Origin of the sequence: Hymenobacter busanensis, assembly GCF_008727865.1 — a bacterium.
In the GTDB taxonomy this organism is placed as follows: Bacteria; Bacteroidota; Bacteroidia; order Cytophagales; family Hymenobacteraceae; genus Solirubrum; species Solirubrum busanense.
In genome coordinates, this window is sequence record NZ_VTWU01000009.1 from 80,305 (window position 1) to 99,909 (window position 19,605).

At 63.5% G+C, this 19,605-nt stretch carries 14 protein-coding genes and 1 riboswitch; of the genes, 7 read left to right on the forward strand and 7 right to left on the reverse strand.

Going from position 1 to position 19,605, the window contains the following annotated elements; genetic code table 11:
- Positions 1 to 12: 12 nt before the first annotated feature.
- Positions 13 to 3,543, reverse strand: a complete 3,531-nt coding sequence (locus F0P96_RS19685; RefSeq protein WP_151080709.1) for a DUF7948 domain-containing protein — start codon at positions 3,541 to 3,543, stop codon at positions 13 to 15.
- 240 nt (positions 3,544 to 3,783) lie between these two features.
- On the opposite strand from F0P96_RS19685, the gene F0P96_RS19690 reads away from it, so the two are divergent.
- The 3 genes from F0P96_RS19690 (at position 3,784) to F0P96_RS19700 (ending at position 7,538) form a co-directional block, all read left to right on the forward strand.
- Complete coding sequence (locus F0P96_RS19690) at positions 3,784 to 4,779, forward strand: endonuclease/exonuclease/phosphatase family protein (protein ID WP_160620161.1); 996 nt, start codon at positions 3,784 to 3,786, stop codon at positions 4,777 to 4,779.
- 101 nt (positions 4,780 to 4,880) lie between these two features.
- Positions 4,881 to 6,380, forward strand: a complete 1,500-nt coding sequence (cysS, locus tag F0P96_RS19695) for a cysteine--tRNA ligase (RefSeq protein WP_151080711.1) — start codon at positions 4,881 to 4,883, stop codon at positions 6,378 to 6,380.
- Between the two features lie 120 nt (positions 6,381 to 6,500).
- The gene (locus tag F0P96_RS19700; protein WP_167291256.1) at positions 6,501 to 7,538 is read left to right on the forward strand and encodes a M28 family peptidase; all 1,038 of its coding nucleotides are present in this window, start codon (positions 6,501 to 6,503) and stop codon (positions 7,536 to 7,538) included.
- Positions 7,539 to 7,631: 93 nt separating this feature from the next.
- Here F0P96_RS19700 and F0P96_RS19705 read toward each other — a convergent pair whose 3' ends face one another.
- The gene (locus F0P96_RS19705) at positions 7,632 to 8,162 is read right to left on the reverse strand and encodes a GNAT family N-acetyltransferase (RefSeq protein WP_151080712.1); all 531 of its coding nucleotides are present in this window, start codon (positions 8,160 to 8,162) and stop codon (positions 7,632 to 7,634) included.
- 187 nt (positions 8,163 to 8,349) lie between these two features.
- On the opposite strand from F0P96_RS19705, the gene F0P96_RS19710 reads away from it, so the two are divergent.
- Positions 8,350 to 9,867, forward strand: coding sequence for an alpha/beta hydrolase fold domain-containing protein (locus tag F0P96_RS19710; protein WP_151080713.1), 1,518 nt, complete (start codon positions 8,350 to 8,352; stop codon positions 9,865 to 9,867).
- 57 nt (positions 9,868 to 9,924) lie between these two features.
- A complete protein-coding gene (locus tag F0P96_RS19715; RefSeq protein ID WP_151080714.1) occupies positions 9,925 to 11,556 on the forward strand; it encodes a T9SS type A sorting domain-containing protein in 1,632 nt (543 codons plus the stop codon).
- A gap of 5 nt (positions 11,557 to 11,561) precedes the next feature.
- Here the strand turns inward: F0P96_RS19715 and F0P96_RS19720 are convergent, their stop codons facing one another.
- Positions 11,562 to 12,470, reverse strand: coding sequence for a S66 peptidase family protein (locus F0P96_RS19720; RefSeq protein WP_151080715.1), 909 nt, complete (start codon positions 12,468 to 12,470; stop codon positions 11,562 to 11,564).
- A 106-nt stretch (positions 12,471 to 12,576) separates the two neighbouring features.
- Between F0P96_RS19720 and F0P96_RS19725 the strand changes: the two genes are divergently transcribed.
- Positions 12,577 to 13,797: an alpha/beta hydrolase family protein gene (locus F0P96_RS19725; protein WP_160620159.1), complete on the forward strand. Its 1,221-nt coding sequence runs from the start codon at positions 12,577 to 12,579 to the stop codon at positions 13,795 to 13,797.
- A gap of 71 nt (positions 13,798 to 13,868) precedes the next feature.
- Here F0P96_RS19725 and F0P96_RS19730 read toward each other — a convergent pair whose 3' ends face one another.
- The 4 genes from F0P96_RS19730 to F0P96_RS19745 all read right to left on the reverse strand — a co-directional run bounded on the left by F0P96_RS19730 (position 13,869) and on the right by F0P96_RS19745 (position 18,886).
- Positions 13,869 to 15,149 carry a homoserine dehydrogenase gene (locus F0P96_RS19730; protein WP_151080717.1) on the reverse strand — a complete coding sequence of 427 codons (1,281 nt, stop codon included), beginning with the start codon at positions 15,147 to 15,149 and terminating at the stop codon, positions 13,869 to 13,871.
- Positions 15,127 to 16,161 carry a homoserine O-acetyltransferase MetX gene (gene metX, locus F0P96_RS19735; RefSeq protein WP_151080718.1) on the reverse strand — a complete coding sequence of 345 codons (1,035 nt, stop codon included), beginning with the start codon at positions 16,159 to 16,161 and terminating at the stop codon, positions 15,127 to 15,129. The genes F0P96_RS19730 and metX overlap by 23 nt, the downstream gene beginning before the upstream one ends.
- Before the next feature lie 224 nt (positions 16,162 to 16,385).
- Entirely contained in the window at positions 16,386 to 17,771 is a 1,386-nt protein-coding gene (locus tag F0P96_RS19740; RefSeq protein ID WP_151080719.1) for an O-acetylhomoserine aminocarboxypropyltransferase/cysteine synthase family protein, read from the reverse strand.
- 413 nt (positions 17,772 to 18,184) lie between these two features.
- Positions 18,185 to 18,304: riboswitch (SAM riboswitch) on the reverse strand.
- 279 nt (positions 18,305 to 18,583) lie between these two features.
- The gene (locus tag F0P96_RS19745) at positions 18,584 to 18,886 is read right to left on the reverse strand and encodes a LysM peptidoglycan-binding domain-containing protein (protein WP_151080720.1); all 303 of its coding nucleotides are present in this window, start codon (positions 18,884 to 18,886) and stop codon (positions 18,584 to 18,586) included.
- Positions 18,887 to 19,082: 196 nt separating this feature from the next.
- Here F0P96_RS19745 and F0P96_RS19750 point away from each other — a divergent pair, with 196 nt between their 5' ends.
- Positions 19,083 to 19,496 carry a hypothetical protein gene (locus F0P96_RS19750; protein WP_151080721.1) on the forward strand — a complete coding sequence of 138 codons (414 nt, stop codon included), beginning with the start codon at positions 19,083 to 19,085 and terminating at the stop codon, positions 19,494 to 19,496.
- The last annotated feature ends 109 nt before the right edge of the window (positions 19,497 to 19,605 follow it).

The following is a 19,605-nucleotide window of genomic DNA, read 5'->3' on the forward strand; positions in this document are numbered from 1 at the left end:
GGTTTAGGGGGCTTAGTGCCGGATTTCCAGCCAGCCTTTGGCTTTCCGGTTTTCGGTGTCGCGCAAGGAGTAGTAGTAAACGCCGTCGGGCAGGTCGGCGCCACCCCAGGTGTTGCGGTAGTCCTTGGCTTCAAATACCTGCGTGCCCCAGCGGTTAAATATCTTCAGTTCCACCGGCAGGCAGCTCAGGCGCTGCTCGAAGGTGTCGTTGGCGTTGTCGCCGTTGGGGGTAATGATGTTCGGAATGAACGGGTCGCCCACGTACACGGGCACGAACACCGAGTTGGCTTCGCAAGTGCTGTTGTAGAAGGCCGTGAGCTTCACCAGGTAGGTGCCGGGGCGTTCATAGGTGTGGGTGGGAAATTGCTCGGTGCTGCTGGTTTTGTCGCCGAACTCCCACTCGTAGCGGGATGCAAACAGCAGGTCGTGGGTGAACTTGTGGGTGAAAGGCGCCAGCCCGGTGTAGTACGGCAGGCCTTCGGCCGGGCGGGGTTTCACCATGCACTGCGCCAACGCCAGCGGCTGGTTGGTGCGGTTGGCGGGTACCAGCACCACGTGCATACTGTCGCGCTGACTGCAGCCGTTGGGGGCCGTGTAGGTGTAAAACAGCGTAACGCGGCCGTCGGAGCTGGGCGGGGTGAAAAAGCCGGTGGGCGAGCAGCCCGGTCCGCTCCACAGCCCGTTGGCGGGGCTGAACCCTTTCAGCTGATAAGCCGAGCGTTGTAGTGCGCACAAAGCAGTGTCGCGGCCGGCTTCCACGATGGGCAGCGAGTTGACCACAACTTGTTGGGTGGCAACGCCGCACAAATCGGGCGCCAAGGTGTAGGTGAGGGTATGCGTACCGGCACCGGCGGCCGAAGGCGAAAACGTATTGCCCAGCACGCCCGGCCCGCTAAACGTGCCGCCGGCCGGAGTGGCCGTGAGCGTAACGCGCCCGTCGCTGGCGCACTGCGTCGTCACCGGGGCAAAGACAATAGGCGTAACCGGCATCACCGTCATGGTGAGGGGGCTGGTGGTGACGCAGGTACCGGTGCTGGCCGCGGAATAGGTGAGGACGTGGGCACCCACCAGGCCCGGCGTGGGAGTGAAGGTGAAGCCGCTGGCCACGGAACCCGTGACGCCGGTGCCGGCCCAGGTGCCGCCTGCCGGGCTGCCGCCCAACCGCAACGGTGCGGCGTTGGCGCAAATTTTCTGGCTCGGGCCAGCCGAGGCAATCTGCACGCCGAAGTCGAACTTGAAGGCCGCGTTGTTGCAGTTGGTGCTGTTGTTGCGGATGCTGTAGCTGCCCGCGCCGGGCGGAAACGGAAATGCCGACGAGCCGCCGCAGCCGCCGCACACGGCCTGGTACACGTAGCCGCGGCGGTCGAAGCGCGAGGTGCCGCCGTCCACGTGTTCCCCCGAGCCGCTGTTGTTGCCGCCGAAGTAGGTCGCGTAGTCGATGGCCGCGGCGTAGGGTGCAAATTGGATCAGGTAAAAGTCGCCGCCGTCGGTGGTGCGCTGCAGCGCATTGGCGGTGGTAAACAGCCCCGTTATGCTGCCGTTGCTGTAGGGCGAGTTGGTATTGGGCCCGCCACCCCAGCCGCACACGTAAATCCGTTCGCACTGGTCGACCAGAAACGCCGTGGGCGAGAGGCCCGCCCCCAGCGAAGAAGTGGTGCCAAACGTGGTGCTGATCGACAGGGCGTCGAGGTTGGCCGTGAGTTTCTGCATAAACAGGCGGCCGTTGGCTACCCCAGCAGCACCCGGCGTCATGGGCATCGTGCCCAGCGTTTGCCCTAGTACATACACGCCGCCCTGCTCATCGAGCTGCACGAAGTAGGCTTGGTCGTAGGCCCCGCTGCCCAGGTAGCTCATACGGGTAAGGGTAGCGCCGGAGGCACTGATGCGGGCTACAAAGCCATCGGCTATGCCGCCCTGAAAGTCAGGTTTGTAGGCGCCCGCCGAGTTGTAGGGTAGCACGTCGCCGGGAATGCGCACGTTGGTGCCCCCGGCAATGTAGACCTCGCGGGCCGGGCTAACCTGAATGGAATACGCCGCATCGTCGCCGGTGCCCCCGAAGAAGCTGCTCCAGGTCAGGGTACTCAGGTTGGGCGGTAGCTTCATCACCACCGCATCAAACAATCCCCCGCCAAAGCTGCTGTCAAAGCTGTTGTTGACGGGGAAATTGCTAGAGCGCGTGTTCGACACCACATACACGTTGTTGTCGGAATCGACGGCAATATCTCCTCGGAAGGCGTCGCCGTAGTTGTGCACCAACGTGGTATTGGTTTGCATGATGCCATCGTTGCCGCTGCCGCCAATGAAGGTGGAGGCGACCAGCGCGTTGCCCGCCGCGCTGAGCGTTGTAACCACCAAGTCAGAGCCGAAAGGATAATCGATGCCGTTGAGCGGGGTAGTGGCCCCCGAGCCACCGTTAAACGTGGGGTCGAATACCTGGCCGTTGTTGCCAGCGGTGGGGTAGTTGTTCGACGAGGTAGTGCCCAGAATAACCAGCTCCCCGCGCCCATTCACCACCATGCTGTGCGGCACGTCGGTGCTGCGGCCGCCGAGGTAGGTGGCCCACACCCGCGAGGCCGGGCCCGTGGTGGCCGTATTGTACTTGATAATGGCAATGTCGATGTAATCGTTGAACGAGGCATCGTAGGCGCCGGACGTAGCCGGGTAGCCGGGGCCAAACGCAATGCCGCCGGAGTACATGTTGCCGTCGGCATCGTAGGTAGCGGTGAAGCCCCAGTTGTCGGCCGTCGAGCCCGTAAACGAGGAAAACACGACGGTCGGGTCGATGGTCAGCGGGCGGCGGCGGTCGTAGTCGCCCAGGGCAAAGCTCACGCCTTGCCCGCGCAGCACGTAGCGGCAGCTCACCGGCTGGCGGCGGCCGTCGGGCGCCACCTGCCAGGCTTTCGGGGCCAGCTCCGTTACTTGCCCCACGCTGGTGCTGATTTCCAACGTCCCTTCCGAGGTCAGCTGCAAGCCGTTGGTGTGCTCGTAGCGCAGCCGAATGCGCTTGGCATCGACACCGGCTTCGAGGCTGAAGTCGTATTCCAGCCGGCCTTGGTTGTTCTCGTACAGCCGGGCGTCGATGCCGTTCCACAACTCGTCGTACTGCACCTGCCGGTAGCCGGCCACGTTGCTGGCCCAGTGGCGCGAGTCGGTGCCCAGAAAGTAGTTGCGCACCTCGCCCGTGGGTTCCGTCGACAGCAGCTTCGCCCCGGTGCGGGCTCCCACAAAGCGCATGCTGTAAGCGTGGGCCCGCAGCTTGCCCGCCGGCGCCGCGCTTTTTTCACTGTCGGTAGTGCCGTGCTCATGGTGCTGCCGAATGGCCGCCGGGTCGAAGAGCGAGTACGTCAGGCCGTCGGCCTCCACAAACAGGCGGCCGGCGGGCAGCAGCGCGGCGTAGCGCGTGCGGGCATCCCACTGGCCCTTGTTTTCGATGAACTCCAGGCTGCGCGTGGGGGCGCTGGCCAAGGCCCAGGCCGGGGTGAGTAATGTGAGCAGTAAGCTGCCCAAAACACCGCCAAAGCGGGAGAAAGTAAAGCTAGACATTCGAGAATTGGGAAATATGACCTTGAAGGTACGACGAAACCGTTGCCTTATTGCGCGCCTCACATACAGATGTGACCCCCGCCAAAATGCGTAGGTTTGCGCCGGATAAGGCTGTTTTGCTCCGTGGTGCGTCGTTCGCTGGCATTTAAGTTCACCTTCCTGGTCATTGTGTGGCTGTTGCTAGCCATAGGATGCATGCAAGTGCCGCCAAGGTTGTTTTGGCCGGCAGCTTTTGGGGCCATGAGCTTGCCGCTGGCCCTGGGCGCCAACCTGCTGCTGGCCGGCTACTGGCTGCTCCGGCGCTGGCCCGTGGCCCTGATTCCCATAGCTGTAGCGGTGCTCACGTGGCCTCACCTCATGCGCGGTCTGGCCCTGCACCCGCTTTATACTTCTGCCGCTCCGGCCAGTGCCCCCGAGCTGCGCGTGCTCAGTGCCAACGTGCGCATTTTCAATGTGTACCCGCAGCTGCGCAACGAAGGGCTGCAGTCGTCGAAAGGCCTCATCAAATGGGTAGCCGAGCACCCGGCCGACGTGATTTGCCTGCAGGAGTTCTACAACGAGCCGCGCCCCACCAGCGACGGGACCGTGTTCAACGCCGTGCGGCAGATTGGGCGCCTGCAAAAGCGCGAGGCGTTCGTGTCGAACACGCTGGTGAATAGCATGGGCGGCGAGTTTGGCATGGCCATCTTCTCGCGCTACCCCATTCTGCGGCGCGGCACCATCACTTTCAACAAGCTCACCCAGAACCACGCCATGTGGGCCGACGTACGGCTGCCGTCGCACGATACCGTGCGGGTGTTCAACGCCCACCTGCAGAGCATGAGCATGGATGAGCGCGACATCGTGGACAGCTATTCGAGCAAGCACGGGCTCAAAACCAAAGGCTTGGGCTTGCTGCGCCGCTTTAAGCGCGGGGTGGTTTCTCGCAGCATTCAGGTGGATACCCTGGTGCGGCGCATTGAGGCCAGCCCGTACCCGGTGCTGCTGTGCGCCGACCTGAACGACACGCCCTTCAGCTACAGCTACGACCAACTGGCCGACCATTTGCAAAACGCCTGGGCCACGGCCGGCACGGGTTTCGGGGCCAGCTACAACGGCAAACTCCCGCTCCTGCGCATCGACAACCAGTTTATGGATCCGCGCTGGCAGGTGCAGCAGGTGCGCGTGCGCCGCGACGTGCCCTATTCCGACCACTTCCCGTTGGAGGCTACGTATCGGCTACAGAAGAGCCGATGAGCAAGTGACCAGGAGCAAAGCCGGGACGAGGAACAATTGCTCATTCTTCATTGGCTTCGCCTTCCTGCGGTTGCTCAGTGGTTAATTGATAATTTCGCCCCATGCAACATCCCCTCTCGCTCTACAACACCCTCACGCGCCGCAAAGACCCCTTTGTTCCCGTGCACGAGCCCTTCGTGGGCATGTACCTCTGCGGCCCCACGGTGTACAGCGAAGCCCACGTGGGCAATGCCCGCGGGCCGGTGGTGTTTGATGTGCTGGCGCGCTACCTGCGCCACCTTGGCTACACGGTGCGCTACGTGCGCAACATCACCGACGTAGGCCACCTGGAAGGCGACACCGACGAAGGCGAGGACAAAATCAGCAAAATGGCCCGCGCCCGGCAGCTGGAGCCCATGCAGGTAGCAGAGTCGTACGCCAACCGCTACCACCGCCACATGGAGGTGCTGGGCTGCACGCCGCCCGACATCGAGCCCCGCGCCAGCGGCCACATCACCGAGCAAATCGGCATGATCGAGGAAATCATGGCCAACGGTTTTGCCTACGAGGTGAACGGCTCGGTGTACTTCGACGTGCCCGCCTACAACCAGCAGCACAACTACGGCAAGCTCTCGGGCCGCGTGGTGGAAGAGCTGCTGTCGGGCACCCGCGACAACCTGGCCGGTCAGGACGAAAAACGCTCCCCGCTGGATTTTGCCCTCTGGAAGCGCGCCGACGAGCGGCACCTCATGCGCTGGCCTTCGCCCTGGGGCGAGGGGTTTCCGGGCTGGCACCTGGAGTGCTCGGCCATGGGCCGCAAGTACCTCGGCGCCGAGTTTGACATTCACGGCGGCGGGCTCGACCTCATGTTTCCGCACCACGAGTGCGAAATAGCCCAGAGCCAGGCCAGCCACTCGCACACCGACGAGGCGCGGGTGTGGTTTCACAACAACATGATTACGGTGAACGGCCAGAAGATGAGCAAGTCGGTCGGCAACTTCATCACCATCTCGCAGTTGTTTGCCGGCGACCATGCCCTGCTCACCCAGGCCTATTCGCCCATGACGGCCCGTTTCTTCCTGTTGCAGGCCCACTACCGCAGCACCGTCGACATTACCGACGATGCCTTGCAGGCTGCCGCCAAAGGCTACCGCAAGCTCATGAACGGCCTGCGCCAGATTACGCGCCTGAACCTGCCCGAAGGCACCGAGCGCGCCGCCGATACCGCCGCGGCCGACGCCGAGCTGCGCAAGCTGGTGGCCGACTGCTACGTGGGCCTGAACGACGACCTGAACACGGCCCGCGCCATTGCGGGCTTGTTTAACCTGCTGCGCAAGTTCAACGGCTACTATAACCAGCCCGTTACGCTGGCGCAGGTGGGCGAAGCCGCATTGACCGAAGCTACCGAAGCCTACCGCACGCTGGTGCAGGACATCCTGGGCCTGCGCGACGAGCCGCGCGCCAACGCCGAGGAACTGTTGGGCTTGACGTTGCAGTTCTATACCGAAGCCAAATCGGCCAAGGACTACGCCAAGGTCGATGTCATCCGGGCCGCGCTCAAGGAGCAGGGCATTCTGGTGAAGGATACCAAAGCGGGCGTCGACTGGGCCTACGAAGAATAGCCGCCGGCAAGGGTGCGCGCAGCGGAGCATCCCGCGTGGGTGGCTTGACAGTATCTTTATCCTTTGGAGCCAGCGTGCGAGATGCTTCGCTGCGCTTTGCATGACGTTCTAGTAATTCGCATGACCCACCGTTTCCTGCGCCTGCTGTGGCGCCCTGCCGCTTTGCTTGCCACCACGGCGCTGCTCACGGCTTGCCCCGATAAGAAGCCCGCCGCTACCGAAAGCGGTTCGCCCACCGAAGAGCCGCTGCGCAAAGCCCCGGTTTTCAACGCCGACTCGGCCTACGCCTACACGGCCCGGCAGGTGAGCTTCGGTCCGCGCGTGCCCAACACTCCAGCGCACGTGCGCTGTGGTGACTGGCTGGTGGCTGAGTTCAAAAAAGCGGGCCTCACGGTGCAGGAACAGCCTTTCACGGCTATGGCATTCGATGGCAACATGTTGCGCGGCCGCAACATTGTGGCCCGCTTCGCGCCGCAAGCCGCCCGCCGCGTGGCCCTGTTTGCACACTGGGACACCCGCCCCTTCGCCGACAAAGACCAGAAGAAGCCCAACGCCCCGCTCGACGGTGCGGTAGACGGGGCCAGTGGCGTGGCGGTGCTGCTGGAACTAGCCCGGCAACTGGCCGCGCAGCCCGATTCGCTCACGCCCGCCGTTGGCGTCGACTTCATTTTGTTTGATGCCGAGGACTACGGCTACGACACCTCCACCCAGGCCAACCTGCAAAACAAGCTGGCCGGTTCGGGCGTCGAAAGCTGGTGCCTGGGTTCCCAGTACTGGGCCAAGAACCTGCTACCCGCCGGCTACAAGCCCGAGTATGGCATTCTGCTCGACATGGTAGGGGCGAAAGGAGCCCGTTTCTCGCGGGAGCAAACCTCGGTGCAGGCCGCGCCCGAAGCCGTGGCTAAAGTGTGGAACACCGCCAACCGCCTCGGCTACTCCGACTACTTTCTGTACCAAGACGCCCCCGGCATCACCGACGACCACGTGTTTGTGAACCAAGCCGGCATCAAGTGCATCGACATCATCGACCACGTGCCCTACGGCGACGAGTATTTTCCGCCCTACCACCACACCACCCAGGACAACATGAGCGCCGTGGACCGCGCCACGCTGAAAGCCGTGGGTCAAACCGTGCTGCAGACGCTTTACCAGGAGTAGCGTTGTGCTGCCAGATGGCCGAATAACCGCCGCCTCGTTTGCAGCGCAAGCGGGGCGGCGGTGTGTTTACGGCGCACGTTTCGGAGCCATTGGCTAGGCCTTGTCGAGCGGCAGGAGCTTGTAGTACAGCACCGTAGCGTGCAGCTCGCCGGAGCTGCTACGGGCGAAGTCGGGAATTTCGCCGGCGCGGGTGTAGCCTACCGACTGGTAGAGGTGTTCGGCGGCGTCACCCTGGCGGGTGTCGAGCACCAAGGTAGTGCGCTGGTGGTGCCGGGCGTGGTCTTCGAGGGCTTGCAGCAACTGGCGGGCAATGCCGCGGCGGCGCCAGCTGGAATGCACCAGCATTTTGCAGACCTCGGCTCGGTGCTGGCCGTTGTTTTGCTCGGCCAGGGCCAGCTGCACACTGCCCGCCACCTGCCCGTCGGCTTCGGCTACCAGCAGCACGCGTCGCCCGGCCGCCACGGCTGCGAAGACGTCCTGCCAATACGCCCGCGCGTCCGAGGCCGGGAGAGGCAGCATGAAACCAACGGCCGCGCCGTGCTCCAGGGAGTCGAGCAGCAAGGCGGAGAGGGCCGGCAGGTAGGCAGGGGCATCTTCGCCGGCTAGGGCCTTGAGTGTAAGCATGCGGAAAGGCAATGATGGGTGAAAACACAAAAGTGGCGCGGGAAAATATTCTCCGCGTAAACTTGGCTTGCCAACTGCTCAGGCGGCATTTGCCTACTGACTGCCGGGCGCAAGCTGTAGGGTGCCTAAACCTCGGCTTTCGGAAGCGCGTCTACGCAAAGTGTCGTCACTCACCAGGTTCTATCGGATGAAAAGTACTCTACAACGTGCGCTGTTCTTCGGCTTCGCCTGGCTGATAATGGCCGGCTCGGTGCAGGCCCAGATCGACACCACCGGCGGACAGTTCTATCAGCCGCTGTATGCCAGCGTGACTATTACCCGCGACGTGCCATTCGGCGCCGCCGTCAACGCGGCCGGCAACCCGCAAACGCTGCTGCTCGATGTGTACGAGCCGGTGGGCGGTCCGGCCGGGCTGCGTCCGCTCATCATTCTGGCGCACGGCGGCGCGTTCCTGTTCGGCTCCCGCGGCGACTACGATGTGGCGGAGCTGTGCACGCGGTTTGCCCGCCTGGGCTACGTCACGGCCAGCATCGACTACCGCCTGGAGCCTTCGCCGTTCTCGTATTCGGGCCCGCGGGCCGTGGTGCAGGCCATGTACGACATGCGGGCCGCCGTGCGCTTTTTCCGGCGCGACGCGGCCGGCAGCAACCCGTTCCGCATCAACCCGGCTTATGTGTTTGTGGGCGGCTCGTCGGCCGGCGCCATCACGGCCCTGCACACGGCATTCCTCGACAAGCCTGCGGAGCTGGCCTCCATCTATCCGGTGGCGCCCGAAGGACTGGAAGGCAACAGCGGCAACGCCGGGTTCAGCAGCTCGGTGCTGGCGGCCATCAACCTCTGCGGCGCGCTCGGCAACCCGGCCTGGATTGAGGCCGGCGACGAACCATTCGTGAGCCTGCACGGCACCGCCGACCCAGTAGTGCCCTACACTTCGGGCGTGGTATTCGGCAATTTGCTCTACGGCAGCGGCGCGCTCAAGCCCCGCGCCGACGCGGTAAGCGTACCCAACACGCTCTACCCGTTCAAAAACGCCGGCCACGTGCCCTACAACGGCACCAACGCCACGCAACTGGCTTACATGGACACCACGTTTCGGGTGGTGCGCAATTTTCTGCGGCCCTTCCTAGGGCAAGCCGTGGTGCCGCCGCTGCCCGTTACGCTCACGCGGTTTGAGGCGGTGCGGCAGGGCCACAACGCCGTGCTGCGCTGGGAAACCGTACAGGAAGCCGACAACCGGGGCTACGAAGTGCAGGTGTCGGCCGACGGGCAGCAGTTTCGGGCCTTGGGCTTTGTGGCCAGCGCCGACGGTAACTCCCGCACCCGGCAGCGCTACCAGTTTGAGGATGCCGAAGCCGGCAAAAGCGGCCGGCGCTACTACCGGCTTCGGCAGGAAGACGTAGGAGGCAAAAGCAGCTTCTATGGCCCGCGGGTGGTGGTTTTTGATGAATCGTTGCTGGAGGTGGCTGTGTACCCGAACCCCGTTTTGCGCCACACCACGCCCACCGTGCAGCTGACAACCGCTGGCGCTGGGCCGGCCCAGCTGCGCCTGCACAACGCCCACGGAAAGTTGTTGTTCGATAAGAGCTTGCAACTAACTGCCGGCCAATACCGCATAGCCTTGCCCACAACGCTACCGGCCGGCGTGTACGTGCTCGAAGTCGAACAGGGACTGGCGCGGCAACAACGCAAGCTCGTGGTACAGTAGTCGGTCTGAGCCGCGGTATCTTGGGTGCCCGATTCATTGTTCCTGAGTCGGCACCCTATGCGCGTTCGACTTCTACTCCCGATACTGTTCCTGCTTGGCTGGCTGCGCCCGGCGCCGGTGCTGGCCCAAACCGGCACTGCCACCTGGCAATGGGCCAGCCGCGCCGCAATGGCTGGTTCTTCTTCCGATTTCAGTTACGGCAACTGCATAAAGGCCGATGCAGCCGGTAATTCCGTTAGCGCCGGGTTGTTTTTCGGCACCATCACGCTTGGCTCAGCCATGTTTTCTTCGGCGGACGGCTTCGATGGTTTTGTGGTGCGGCACACCAGCACCGGGGCCGTGGCCTGGGCCCGGCACCTCAACGGCAGCGTCGACGAAACCGTCGTCAACGGCCTCGGGCTCGACGGCAGCAGCAACACCTACGTGGCCGGGTACTACCGCGGCTCCATGACGGTGGGCACAACTGTGCTCAACGGTGGCGGCGGCTTCCTTATCAAATACGACCCGTTGGGCAACATGCTGTGGGCCCGTAGCATCGGGCCCGATGCGGCCCTGTCTGGAGCGGCCGTCGATGCCGCCGGCAACGTAACCGTGGTGGGTACTTTCAGCAGCGCCCTCACGCTGGGCAGCACGGTTCTGACCGCCGCCAACGGGGATTTTTTTGTGGCCCGGTTCGATGCGCAGGGCACTGCCAGCTGGGCGCGACAAATAGCCGGCCAAACCAACGACGAAGCTGCCGTAGGCCTCGATGCGGCCGGCAATGCCTACGTAGCCAGCCAGTTTCGGGGCACTGCCACCTTGGGCAGCACCGTTCTGGCGGGCAACACCACCGATGACGAGGCTTTTGTGGCCAGCTACTCGCCCGCTGGTCTGCTGCGGTGGGCTACGCGGGTGGCGTTTCCGGCCACTACTACCACCAACGAAACCATCTTCAGCCTTGCCACCAGCGCCGACGGCAGTTGCTACCTGGCGGGCCCGCGCGAAGACATCGGCCCAGCGCCCCGGCAATGGTTTGTGGCCCAGTGCAGCGCCTCCGGCACATCGGGGTGGAGCTACACCGCCCCTGTTACCAACGGCACCGGCTTCCGCACGGCCGTCGATGCGACGGGCAACGTGTACCTCATCGGTACCGTGCGCGGCGCCTTGGATTTGGGCGGACTGACCGTGGCCTCGGCAAGCCCTACCGATTCCGACTTCTGCCTGCTGTCTTTCACGCCGCAGGGAAATCCGCGCTGGGCCCTGAGCACTGGCGGGCCAACCTCGGAAGAAGGAGCTACCAGCGGCGCCTTCGATGGTAATGGCGCGCTGTATGTGACCGGGGTGCTGCAGGGCAACGCCACGCTCGGCAACCTGACCGTGCCGCAGCAAAGTACCTTGGAAGAATTTTTTGCGGCCCGATTAACCCCCGGCGGCGTAACGGCGGTACGCAACGAGGCCATGCAGGCACCACTTCATGCTTGGCCCAACCCCGTACGCGACGGGCAGGTGCACATCGGCCGCACGGCGGGGCTGGCCGAAAAAGCCCGAGCTACTTTAACCGATGCGACGGGCCGCCAAGTACGACAATGGCTCCTGGCCCCCGCAGCAGCCGAAACGAACCTGGACCTGCACGGCCTTGCACCGGGAGTGTACACCCTGCACGTGGTTAGCGCATCGGCCAGCACTGCCACCCGGCTGGTGGTGGAGTAGCAGCGCTAGCCAGCGGCGTAGCTCAACCGGCTGCCGGCTGCGTCAACCTCCAACCGCGCCCGGCGGCCGCAAATCAGGGCCATGTTCGTGGGTTCGTGGCCCACGGGAAAGCCGTAGCACACCGGAAACCGGTACTTGCGGGCGTAGGTATCAATGATTTCGTAGCTCGTTTGCCCAAACGGCACGGCGTTGTCCTGCGGATTGGTGAAGTGCCCGACGATGAGGCCTGCCAGGTCGCGCAGCTTGCCGCTGCGGTCGAGGTGCACCATCATGCGGTCCACGTTGTAAAGGTACTCGTCGATGTCTTCCAGAAACAGAATGCGGCCGGCTGTGGGGCAATCCGACGCAGTGCCGCTGAGTGTTTGCAGCAGGCTAAGGTTACCGCCGATGAGCTCCCCTTCGGCCGTGCCTGGCCGGTTCAGGGCGTGGGCGGGCACGGTGTAGCTGGCCGGCTCGCCAAACAAGGCCCGACGCAGGCTTTCCAAGGCATCGGTGCCGCCTTCCTGCGCGAAGATGAACGGCATGACGCCGTGGATGCTTTCGTGGCCCAGGCGCAGCAAGTGACAGTTGAGCGTGGTAATGTCGGAGAAGCCCGCAACCCACTTGGGGTCGGCGGCGAAGCCCGAAAAGTCCAGCGCGTCGATGATGCGGGTGGTGCCGTAGCCGCCGCGGGCGCACAGAATGGCCCGAATATGCGGGTTGTCGAGCTGCTGCTGAAAGTCACGCGCCCGCTCCTCATCCGAGCCGCCAAACTGGTGGTGCTCGGCCGACACGGTTTCGCCCAGCACTACCTGTAGCTGCCAGCCTTCCAGCACCTCAATAGCCGCGGCGAGGTCTTCGCGCGACACTTTGCGGGCGGTGCAAACAATGGCAACCTGGTCGCCGGGGCGAAGGGATGGAGGCGTGGTGGGCATGGGTGAGGCAGGAGAAAAGGTGCGCAAACCTACGGCGAATGCCTCACTCACGCCACGTGCTTACGTAAATGTTGTTCTGCGTGTCAGAACCCGTAAGTTGTGCCCTATGAGAAGCTTCCTGTTTGCGGTGCTGGTGCTGTTGGGCATGGCCCGCACCGCTTCAGCCCAAATTGACACCACCGGCGGCCGCTACCACCGGCCGTTGTTTAAGCAAGTCACCATCACGCGCGGCGTGGCGTTTGGCTCGGCCGTCAACGCGCAAGGCGCCACCCAAACCTTGCTGCTCGACCTCTACGAGCCCGTCGGCGACACCGTGCGGCGCCGGCCGGTGGTCATCATGGCCCACGAAGGCGCTTTTTTGACCGGCAACCGCGACGACCAGTTTATGACAGCCATCTGCACGCGCTTGGCGCAGCTCGGCTACGTGGCGGCCAGCATCGACTACCGCCTCGGCTTCTTCCCGCTCGACAGCACCAACGTAGGCCGCGCCGCCATTCGGGCCGGGCAGGACATGCGGGCCGCCGTGCGCTTTTTCCGCCGCGACGCCGCCACCGTGCGCCAATACCGCGTGCATGCCGGCTACATCTACGCCGGCGGCTCGTCGGCCGGCGCCATTACGGCGCTGCAAGTCGGCTACCTCGACAAGCCCGCCGAAGTGCCGGCCTACATCAACCTCGCGGCAGTGGGCACCCTGGAAGGCAGCAGCGGCAATCCCGGCTACAGCAGTCAGGTAGCCGCCGTGCTGAATTTGTGCGGTGCCGTGGGTAGTCCCAGCTGGCTGGAGCCCGGCAACGCGCCGCTGTGCAGCGTGCACGGCACCGCCGACGCCGTAGTGCCCTACAGCGTGGGCAAAGCCTTTGGTCTGGCTACTTCGCCGCGGCTCTACGGTAGCGGCGTGCTCAAGCCTCGCGCCGATGCCGTGGGTATTCCCAACGTGCTGCGGGCCTTGCGCGGGGCCCCGCACGTGCCCTACAACGGCAGCAGCGGCCTCAGCGTGGCCTACTTCGACACGACTTTCCAAACCGTGCGCGACTTTCTGCGGCCGTTGCTGCGCCAGCCTGCCACGGTGTTGGCTGTCAAAACCGCCAGCAACCTTGCCCAAGCCCAGATTTTTCCGGTGCCCGCCGAGCAAACCATTCACCTTGAAGCGCCCAGCGGCACGCCGTTCCGCCCGGTGCGGGTGGAGCTGATAGACGCCAAAGGCCGCATCGTGCGGCGCTTTCTGTGGGACCAGCCCCGCGTGATTATTCCGCGCAACAACCTGCCCGCCGGCACCTACTACCTCAGTGGCGAAGGCCTCGCCGGCCGCACATTGGTACTGCAGTAACGAAACAGTCGCATAAGCAAAAGCCCCGTGGCCGTTTGGCAGCGGGGCTTTTGCTTTCTTTTCAAGGCAAATTATTCAACGACTAACTCGGCAGCTGCCTGCTGTTGCACTACGCCGACCGGCGTGCGAACCGGACCGGTACGGGCCACAAACGTGCCGGCCCGGCGCAGGTCGTCGCGGTGGCGGAGCAGGGTGCTGAGGCGGGCGTAGCCCACCACGTAGTGGTAGCTGAAACCGGGCGCGTTCAGCTCGTCGACCACGTCGGTCAGGTGCAGCTTCTCGCGCAGGTCTTTGGGCGCGTGGCGCAGGTAAATTTCCACCTCCAAGTCGGCTGCAGGCTCTGGCACGGTAGCCGTGTTCAGCTTGGGGTAGGCGTAGCGGAAGCCGTTGCGCAGCGCCACCAAATCGGCCAGCACGGCCGAGCCGGTAGGGTGGCCGCCGGCGCCGCGCCCGCGCCAGAAGTGCTGCCCGGCAAACTCGGCTTCCACCACCACGCCGTTGAATTCGCGCTCCACGTGGTAGAGCGGCGAGTCGTCGCCCACGAATTGAGGCGCGACGAACACCGCGGCGCTGCCATCGGACAAACGCTGCAGGGTGGCCACCACCTTGATTTTCTGCCCGCGCTCGGCCGCAAACCGAATGTCGGTGGAGCTGATGCTTTCGATGCCGAGGTTCAGCACCTGATCGGGGTTCAGCAGCAGGCCGTAGGCATGGGCGGCCAGGATTACCGCTTTGGAGCGCGGGTCGAAGGCCGCCATGTCCAGCGCCGGGTCGGTTTCGGCGAAGCCCTGGGCCTGCGCTTCGGCCAGCACGGTGGCATAATCGGCGCCGGCGGTAGTCATGCCTGTCAGCACGTAGTTCGACGAGCCGTTGAAAATGCCACTCACGCTTGGCAGCGGCTCCTGGCCGAAGTAACTGTCGAGGGTGCGAATAACCGGAATGCTGCCGCACACGGCCGCTTCGTAGAGCAAGGTGCCGCCAAACTCGCGCTGCAGCCGAATGAGCTCGGGCAGGTGGCGGGCCACCATGGCTTTGTTGGCCGTTACCACGTTGCGGCCTTGCCGCAGGGCCCGGCTCACCAGGCGAAAGGCTTCGTTGGGGTCGTCGATGACTTCCACCAGCACGTCCAGTTCAGGGTCATCGAGCAGGTCGTCGGCGTGAAACTCGAAGCGGTCGGCGGGCAGAGGACGCAGCTTGGTGGGGTTTTTCACGGCAATGCGCCGCACCTCAAAGCCCACGTCGGGCAGCTTTTGCAGAATATCGTAGAGGCCCTGCCCCACGCAGCCAAAGCCAATGAGGCCGAGGCGCAGCGGGGCACCGTTGCCGGTGCTAGTGGGCGAAGGTTTGGACATAAAATCGGTCGAGGAAATGCGCTATTTGCGCGGTTTCAATCAGGAAGCCGTCGTGGCCGTAAGGCGAGTCCATTTCGGCGTACATAGCCCCCGGAATATGGCGGGCCAACTCCTGCTGCTCGCTCACGGGAAACAGCACGTCGGAGGTGATGCCCAGCACCAGGGTGCGAGCCCGCACCCGCGCCAGGGCCGCCTCTACGCCGCCGCGCCCACGGCCTACGTGGTGCGAGTCCATGATTTGCGAGAGCGTGACGTAGCTGTAGGCGTTGAACCGGGCCACCAGCTTGTCGCCTTGATACTGCTGGTAGGAGCTGGCGCGGTAAAAGGCCGGCAGCGCGTCGTCGTCGGGGTCGGTTTGGGTGCGGCCGTAGGCATCGTGGCTCCGGTAGCTGAGCAGCGCAATGGCCCGCGCCGCCCGCAGGCCCGCCGAGCCGCCCTCGGGCCCGCCGCCCTGGTAAGTGCAATCGGCCTGAATGGCCAGCCGCTGCGCCTCGTTGAAGGCAATGCCCCAGGCCGAATGGCGGGCGTTGGTGGCCAGCAGCACTACGTGCTCAAACAGCCCGGGCTGCTGCACGGCCCATTCGATGGCCTGCTGCCCGCCCAACGAGCCGCCGATGACGGTGTGAATTTTCGCAAGGCCCAAATGCTGCCGCAGCTGCTCGTGCGCCGCCACCAGGTCGCGCACCGTGAGGCGCGGGAAGGCCTGGTAGAGCGGGCGGTTGCGCGGCCCCGTGGGTGTGGCCGGCCCGGTGGTGCCGTAGCACGAGCCGAGGATGTTGGCGCACACGATATACCAATCAGCCGGGTCGAAATAGTGCCCTGGGCCCACGAGGCCCGGCCACCACTCGGCGGCGTCGGAATTGGCGGTGAGGGCGTGGCATACCCACACCACGTTGTCGCGCTCTGCGTTGAGCGTGCCGTAGGTGTGGTAAGTTATCTGCACGTCGGGCAGGGTGCCGCCGCATTCGAGCGGCAGCGGCTGCGAAAGGTGCAATACAGCAGGTTCGTTCATGGCGTTCAGCCCCGCAAAATCAACTGAAAAAAGGCCGTAGCACCTCCACGAGGCGGTTCCGGTACTGTAAATTCCTCGCCCGCCGACTCCCGCTGGATAGAACGGGAGAGCCTGCGTCAGGCTCCTTTTCTGAATGGGTGGAAAAGGTCGGTGGACAAGGCCCCGCGGGCTGGAAGCTAGCCGCGCCGTGGCTTGGCGGCGCGGCACGGTTTTCCCCTCCCTTGTTAGACTTCCAGCGTCGCGGGGTGTTCTACTTGCTGCTCGGTGAGCAGTGCGTTTTCGTCGTCATCGGTGCGCGTTTCGGCGTTTTTCACTGCGTCGAAGGCGCGCTGCAGGTCGGCTTTAATATCGTCGATGTGCTCCAGGCCCAGCGAGAGGCGCAGCTGCGTGGGCACTACGCCGGAGGCGCGCTGCTCTTCGTCGGACAGCTGCTGGTGCGTGGTGGCCGAGGGCTGAATGATGAGCGTTTTGGCGTCGCCCACGTTGGCCAGGTGGCTCACCAGCTGCAGGTTGTTGATAAACTGCGTGGCCGTGTCCTTCGAGCCTTTGATGGTGAAGGTGAGCACGCCACCGAAGCCGCGCTTGAGGTATTTGGTGGCCAGCGCGTGGTACGGGCTGCTCTTCAGGCCGGGGTAGTTCACGGCTTCCACCTGCGGGTGCTGCTCCAGCCACTCGGCAATCTGCTGGGCATTTTGCACGGTACGGTCCACGCGCAAGCTCAGCGTTTCCACGCCTTGCAGCAGCAGGAACGAGTTGAACGGGCTCTGCGAGGGACCGAAGTCGCGCAGGCCTTCCACGCGGGCCCGAATGATAAAGGCAATGTTGCCGAACGGCCCGTTTTTGCCGAATACATCGTTGAACACGAGACCGTGGTAACCTTCGCTCGGCTCGGTGAACTGCGGGAATTTGCCGTTGCCGAAATCGTACTTGCCGCCGTCGACAATCACGCCGCCAATGCTGGTGCCGTGGCCGCCAATCCACTTCGTAGACGAAGCCACCACAATGTGCGCGCCGTGTTCCAAGGGCCGGAACAGGTAGCCGCCCGCACCGAAGGTATTATCCACAATCAGCGGCAGGTCGTGCTTCTCGGCAATGGCCGCAATGGCTTCAAAATCAGGAATGTTGAAGCCGGGGTTGCCGATGGTTTCCAAGTACAGCGCCTTGGTTTTCTCGTCAATCAGCCGCTCAAAGCTCGCGGGGTTGTCGCCGTCGGCGAAGCGCACTTCTACGCCCAGACGCTTGAAAGCCACTTTGAATTGGTTGTAGGTGCCGCCGTACAGAAACGAGGTCGACACGAAGTTGTCGCCGGCCTGCAAAATGTTGTTGAGCGCAATGAACTGCGCGGCCTGCCCCGAGGCCGTGGCCAGTGCCGCCACGCCGCCTTCGAGCGCCGCAATGCGCTGCTCAAACACGTCGGTGGTAGGGTTCATCAGACGGGTGTAGATGTTGCCGAACTCCTTCAGCGCAAACAGGTTGGCCCCGTGTTCGGCGCTTTTAAAAACGTAGGAGGTTGTTTGGTAGAGCGGCACGGCGCGGGCCCCGGTGGTGGGGTCGGGTTGCTGGCCGGCGTGGAGTTGCAGGGTCTCGAACTGAAGGGTTTGGGCAGACATGATGAGGCTGAGAAAGAGGTTGGGAGAATGTGGTTTCGGAGAGGAACGGCCACGTCGTGCCGGGCTGAGGCTGAGCCAGAATAGCCGCGAAACGCGTGCGCCAAAACCGTAGCCCAAGCGTCGAAAATGACGTTTCGGATGCGCTGGAGCCACGCGCCGCCCGCAGAGCCGGACGGCCAAATCAGAAAATCAGGCAGGAAAGGGTAGGGGCGGTCCTATGAGCGGCCCGCGGGCAGCACTACTACCAACAACAGCAACAACAGCCCACAGCCGGGGCAGCGGCGCTCAACGGCGGCCGCATGACGAGGCGCTCAATGGCAGCGGCGGAAACGGACATGGCCGTGACGGGCGCCGCCGAAAAGCGGAACGAGGAGGAACTGAACGATGGAAGCGGGGTAGTTGCCATAGCACGCCATTTATTTGCCCCCCGCCGATTTCGGTCGGGGGCAGGAATTGGCACCTGCCGGCTGGTGCATTGCCGGTGGTTGCCAGAGGGTCGCGGAGCCTGTTCTCTCGCCTCTTCGGAATAAATCGTGTCAAGAAATCCGTTGGCCGTAAGCCGTGGATGGCACAAATGTAGCGTTGGATTTGAAAAGCGCAAGGGCAGGCCATGTTTTTTTGCGCACTCAAAGATGTATACCCAGTGTTTTTAACAAGCCGTTTTGAAGTTGTTGAATCGTTTTGCTACCAATTGATAATCAGACACTAGAGTCAATGTGCGGTTGGTTGTCGGGCACCACCGAGCGGACACTAAAACAAAAACAGCCGCCCGAGTTGCTTCGGGTGGCTGTTAGGTTGGGAAGTGGTAGGGCTTACAATTTCGGCAGGCGAAGCTGTTGGCCAACCTCGATATGGTCGGGGTTGCTGCCGATGGTGGCCTTGTTGGCGTCGTAAATCTGATGCCACTTGCTGGCGTCGCCGTAGTGGTGCTTGGCAATTTTCGACAGCGAGTCGCCGCTCACCACGGTGTAGGTGTCGCCTTGGGCAGCGGCGGGTTGCCCGGCCGGCTGCGCTTGATTGCCGAAAAAGCCGGTCGTGTCGCCAGCGGCGGGCTTGGTGGTGGGTTTCACGGGCTCTTTCTCGCCCTTATCGCTCAGAAAATCAAACAGTCCCATGGTCGTGTCGTGGTTGGTGTGGAAAATCGAGGCGACCCGTAACCCAACGGTTAGGTGGTCGAAGAAGCTGTACGCCTGCTTGCATAAATAAGTTGTAGCGTCAACTCTTTGATGGCTTGCGCGTAAGAAACTCGGCAGCTGAATGGCTGCTTGCCCTTTTTTGACTCCCTTCCTTCATTTCAAACGACCTCTCCTCATGAAACGCGTTACCCCGCTTCATTACTTAGCCAGCCTCCTGATGCTGGTCGGCTTGTTCACCTTCGCCTGCGGCAGCAAGGAAGGCAAAGTCGAAGGCGTAAACATGCTCTACGGCACCGAAAGCAAAGTGTGGAAAACCCACAAAGAGAAAGATGCCACCGGCGACAAGGTCAAGCAGACCGACGCGCAGGAAGAGGAGCAGATTCGTTTCTACGCCAACGGGCAGTACAACATGACGTCGCCGGCCCAGACTGTGAACGGCAAGTACACGTTCGACCAGGCCAACAAGAAAATCACCATGACGCCTGAAAACGGCAACATGGCCAACACCTTCGACGTGGCCACGCTCACCGACGACCGCCTGACGCTGCGCAGCCCCGAAGGCGCGGAGTTGCAGCTCGAAGCCGAGTAACCTCAGCCAATGTTGAAAAAAGCCCTTCTGCTTCGGCAGAGGGGCTTTTTTGTTTGGGTTATCTGCCAGTCGGAACCCGTAGTAGCTTGCGGCACTTTTCTACCCTCTT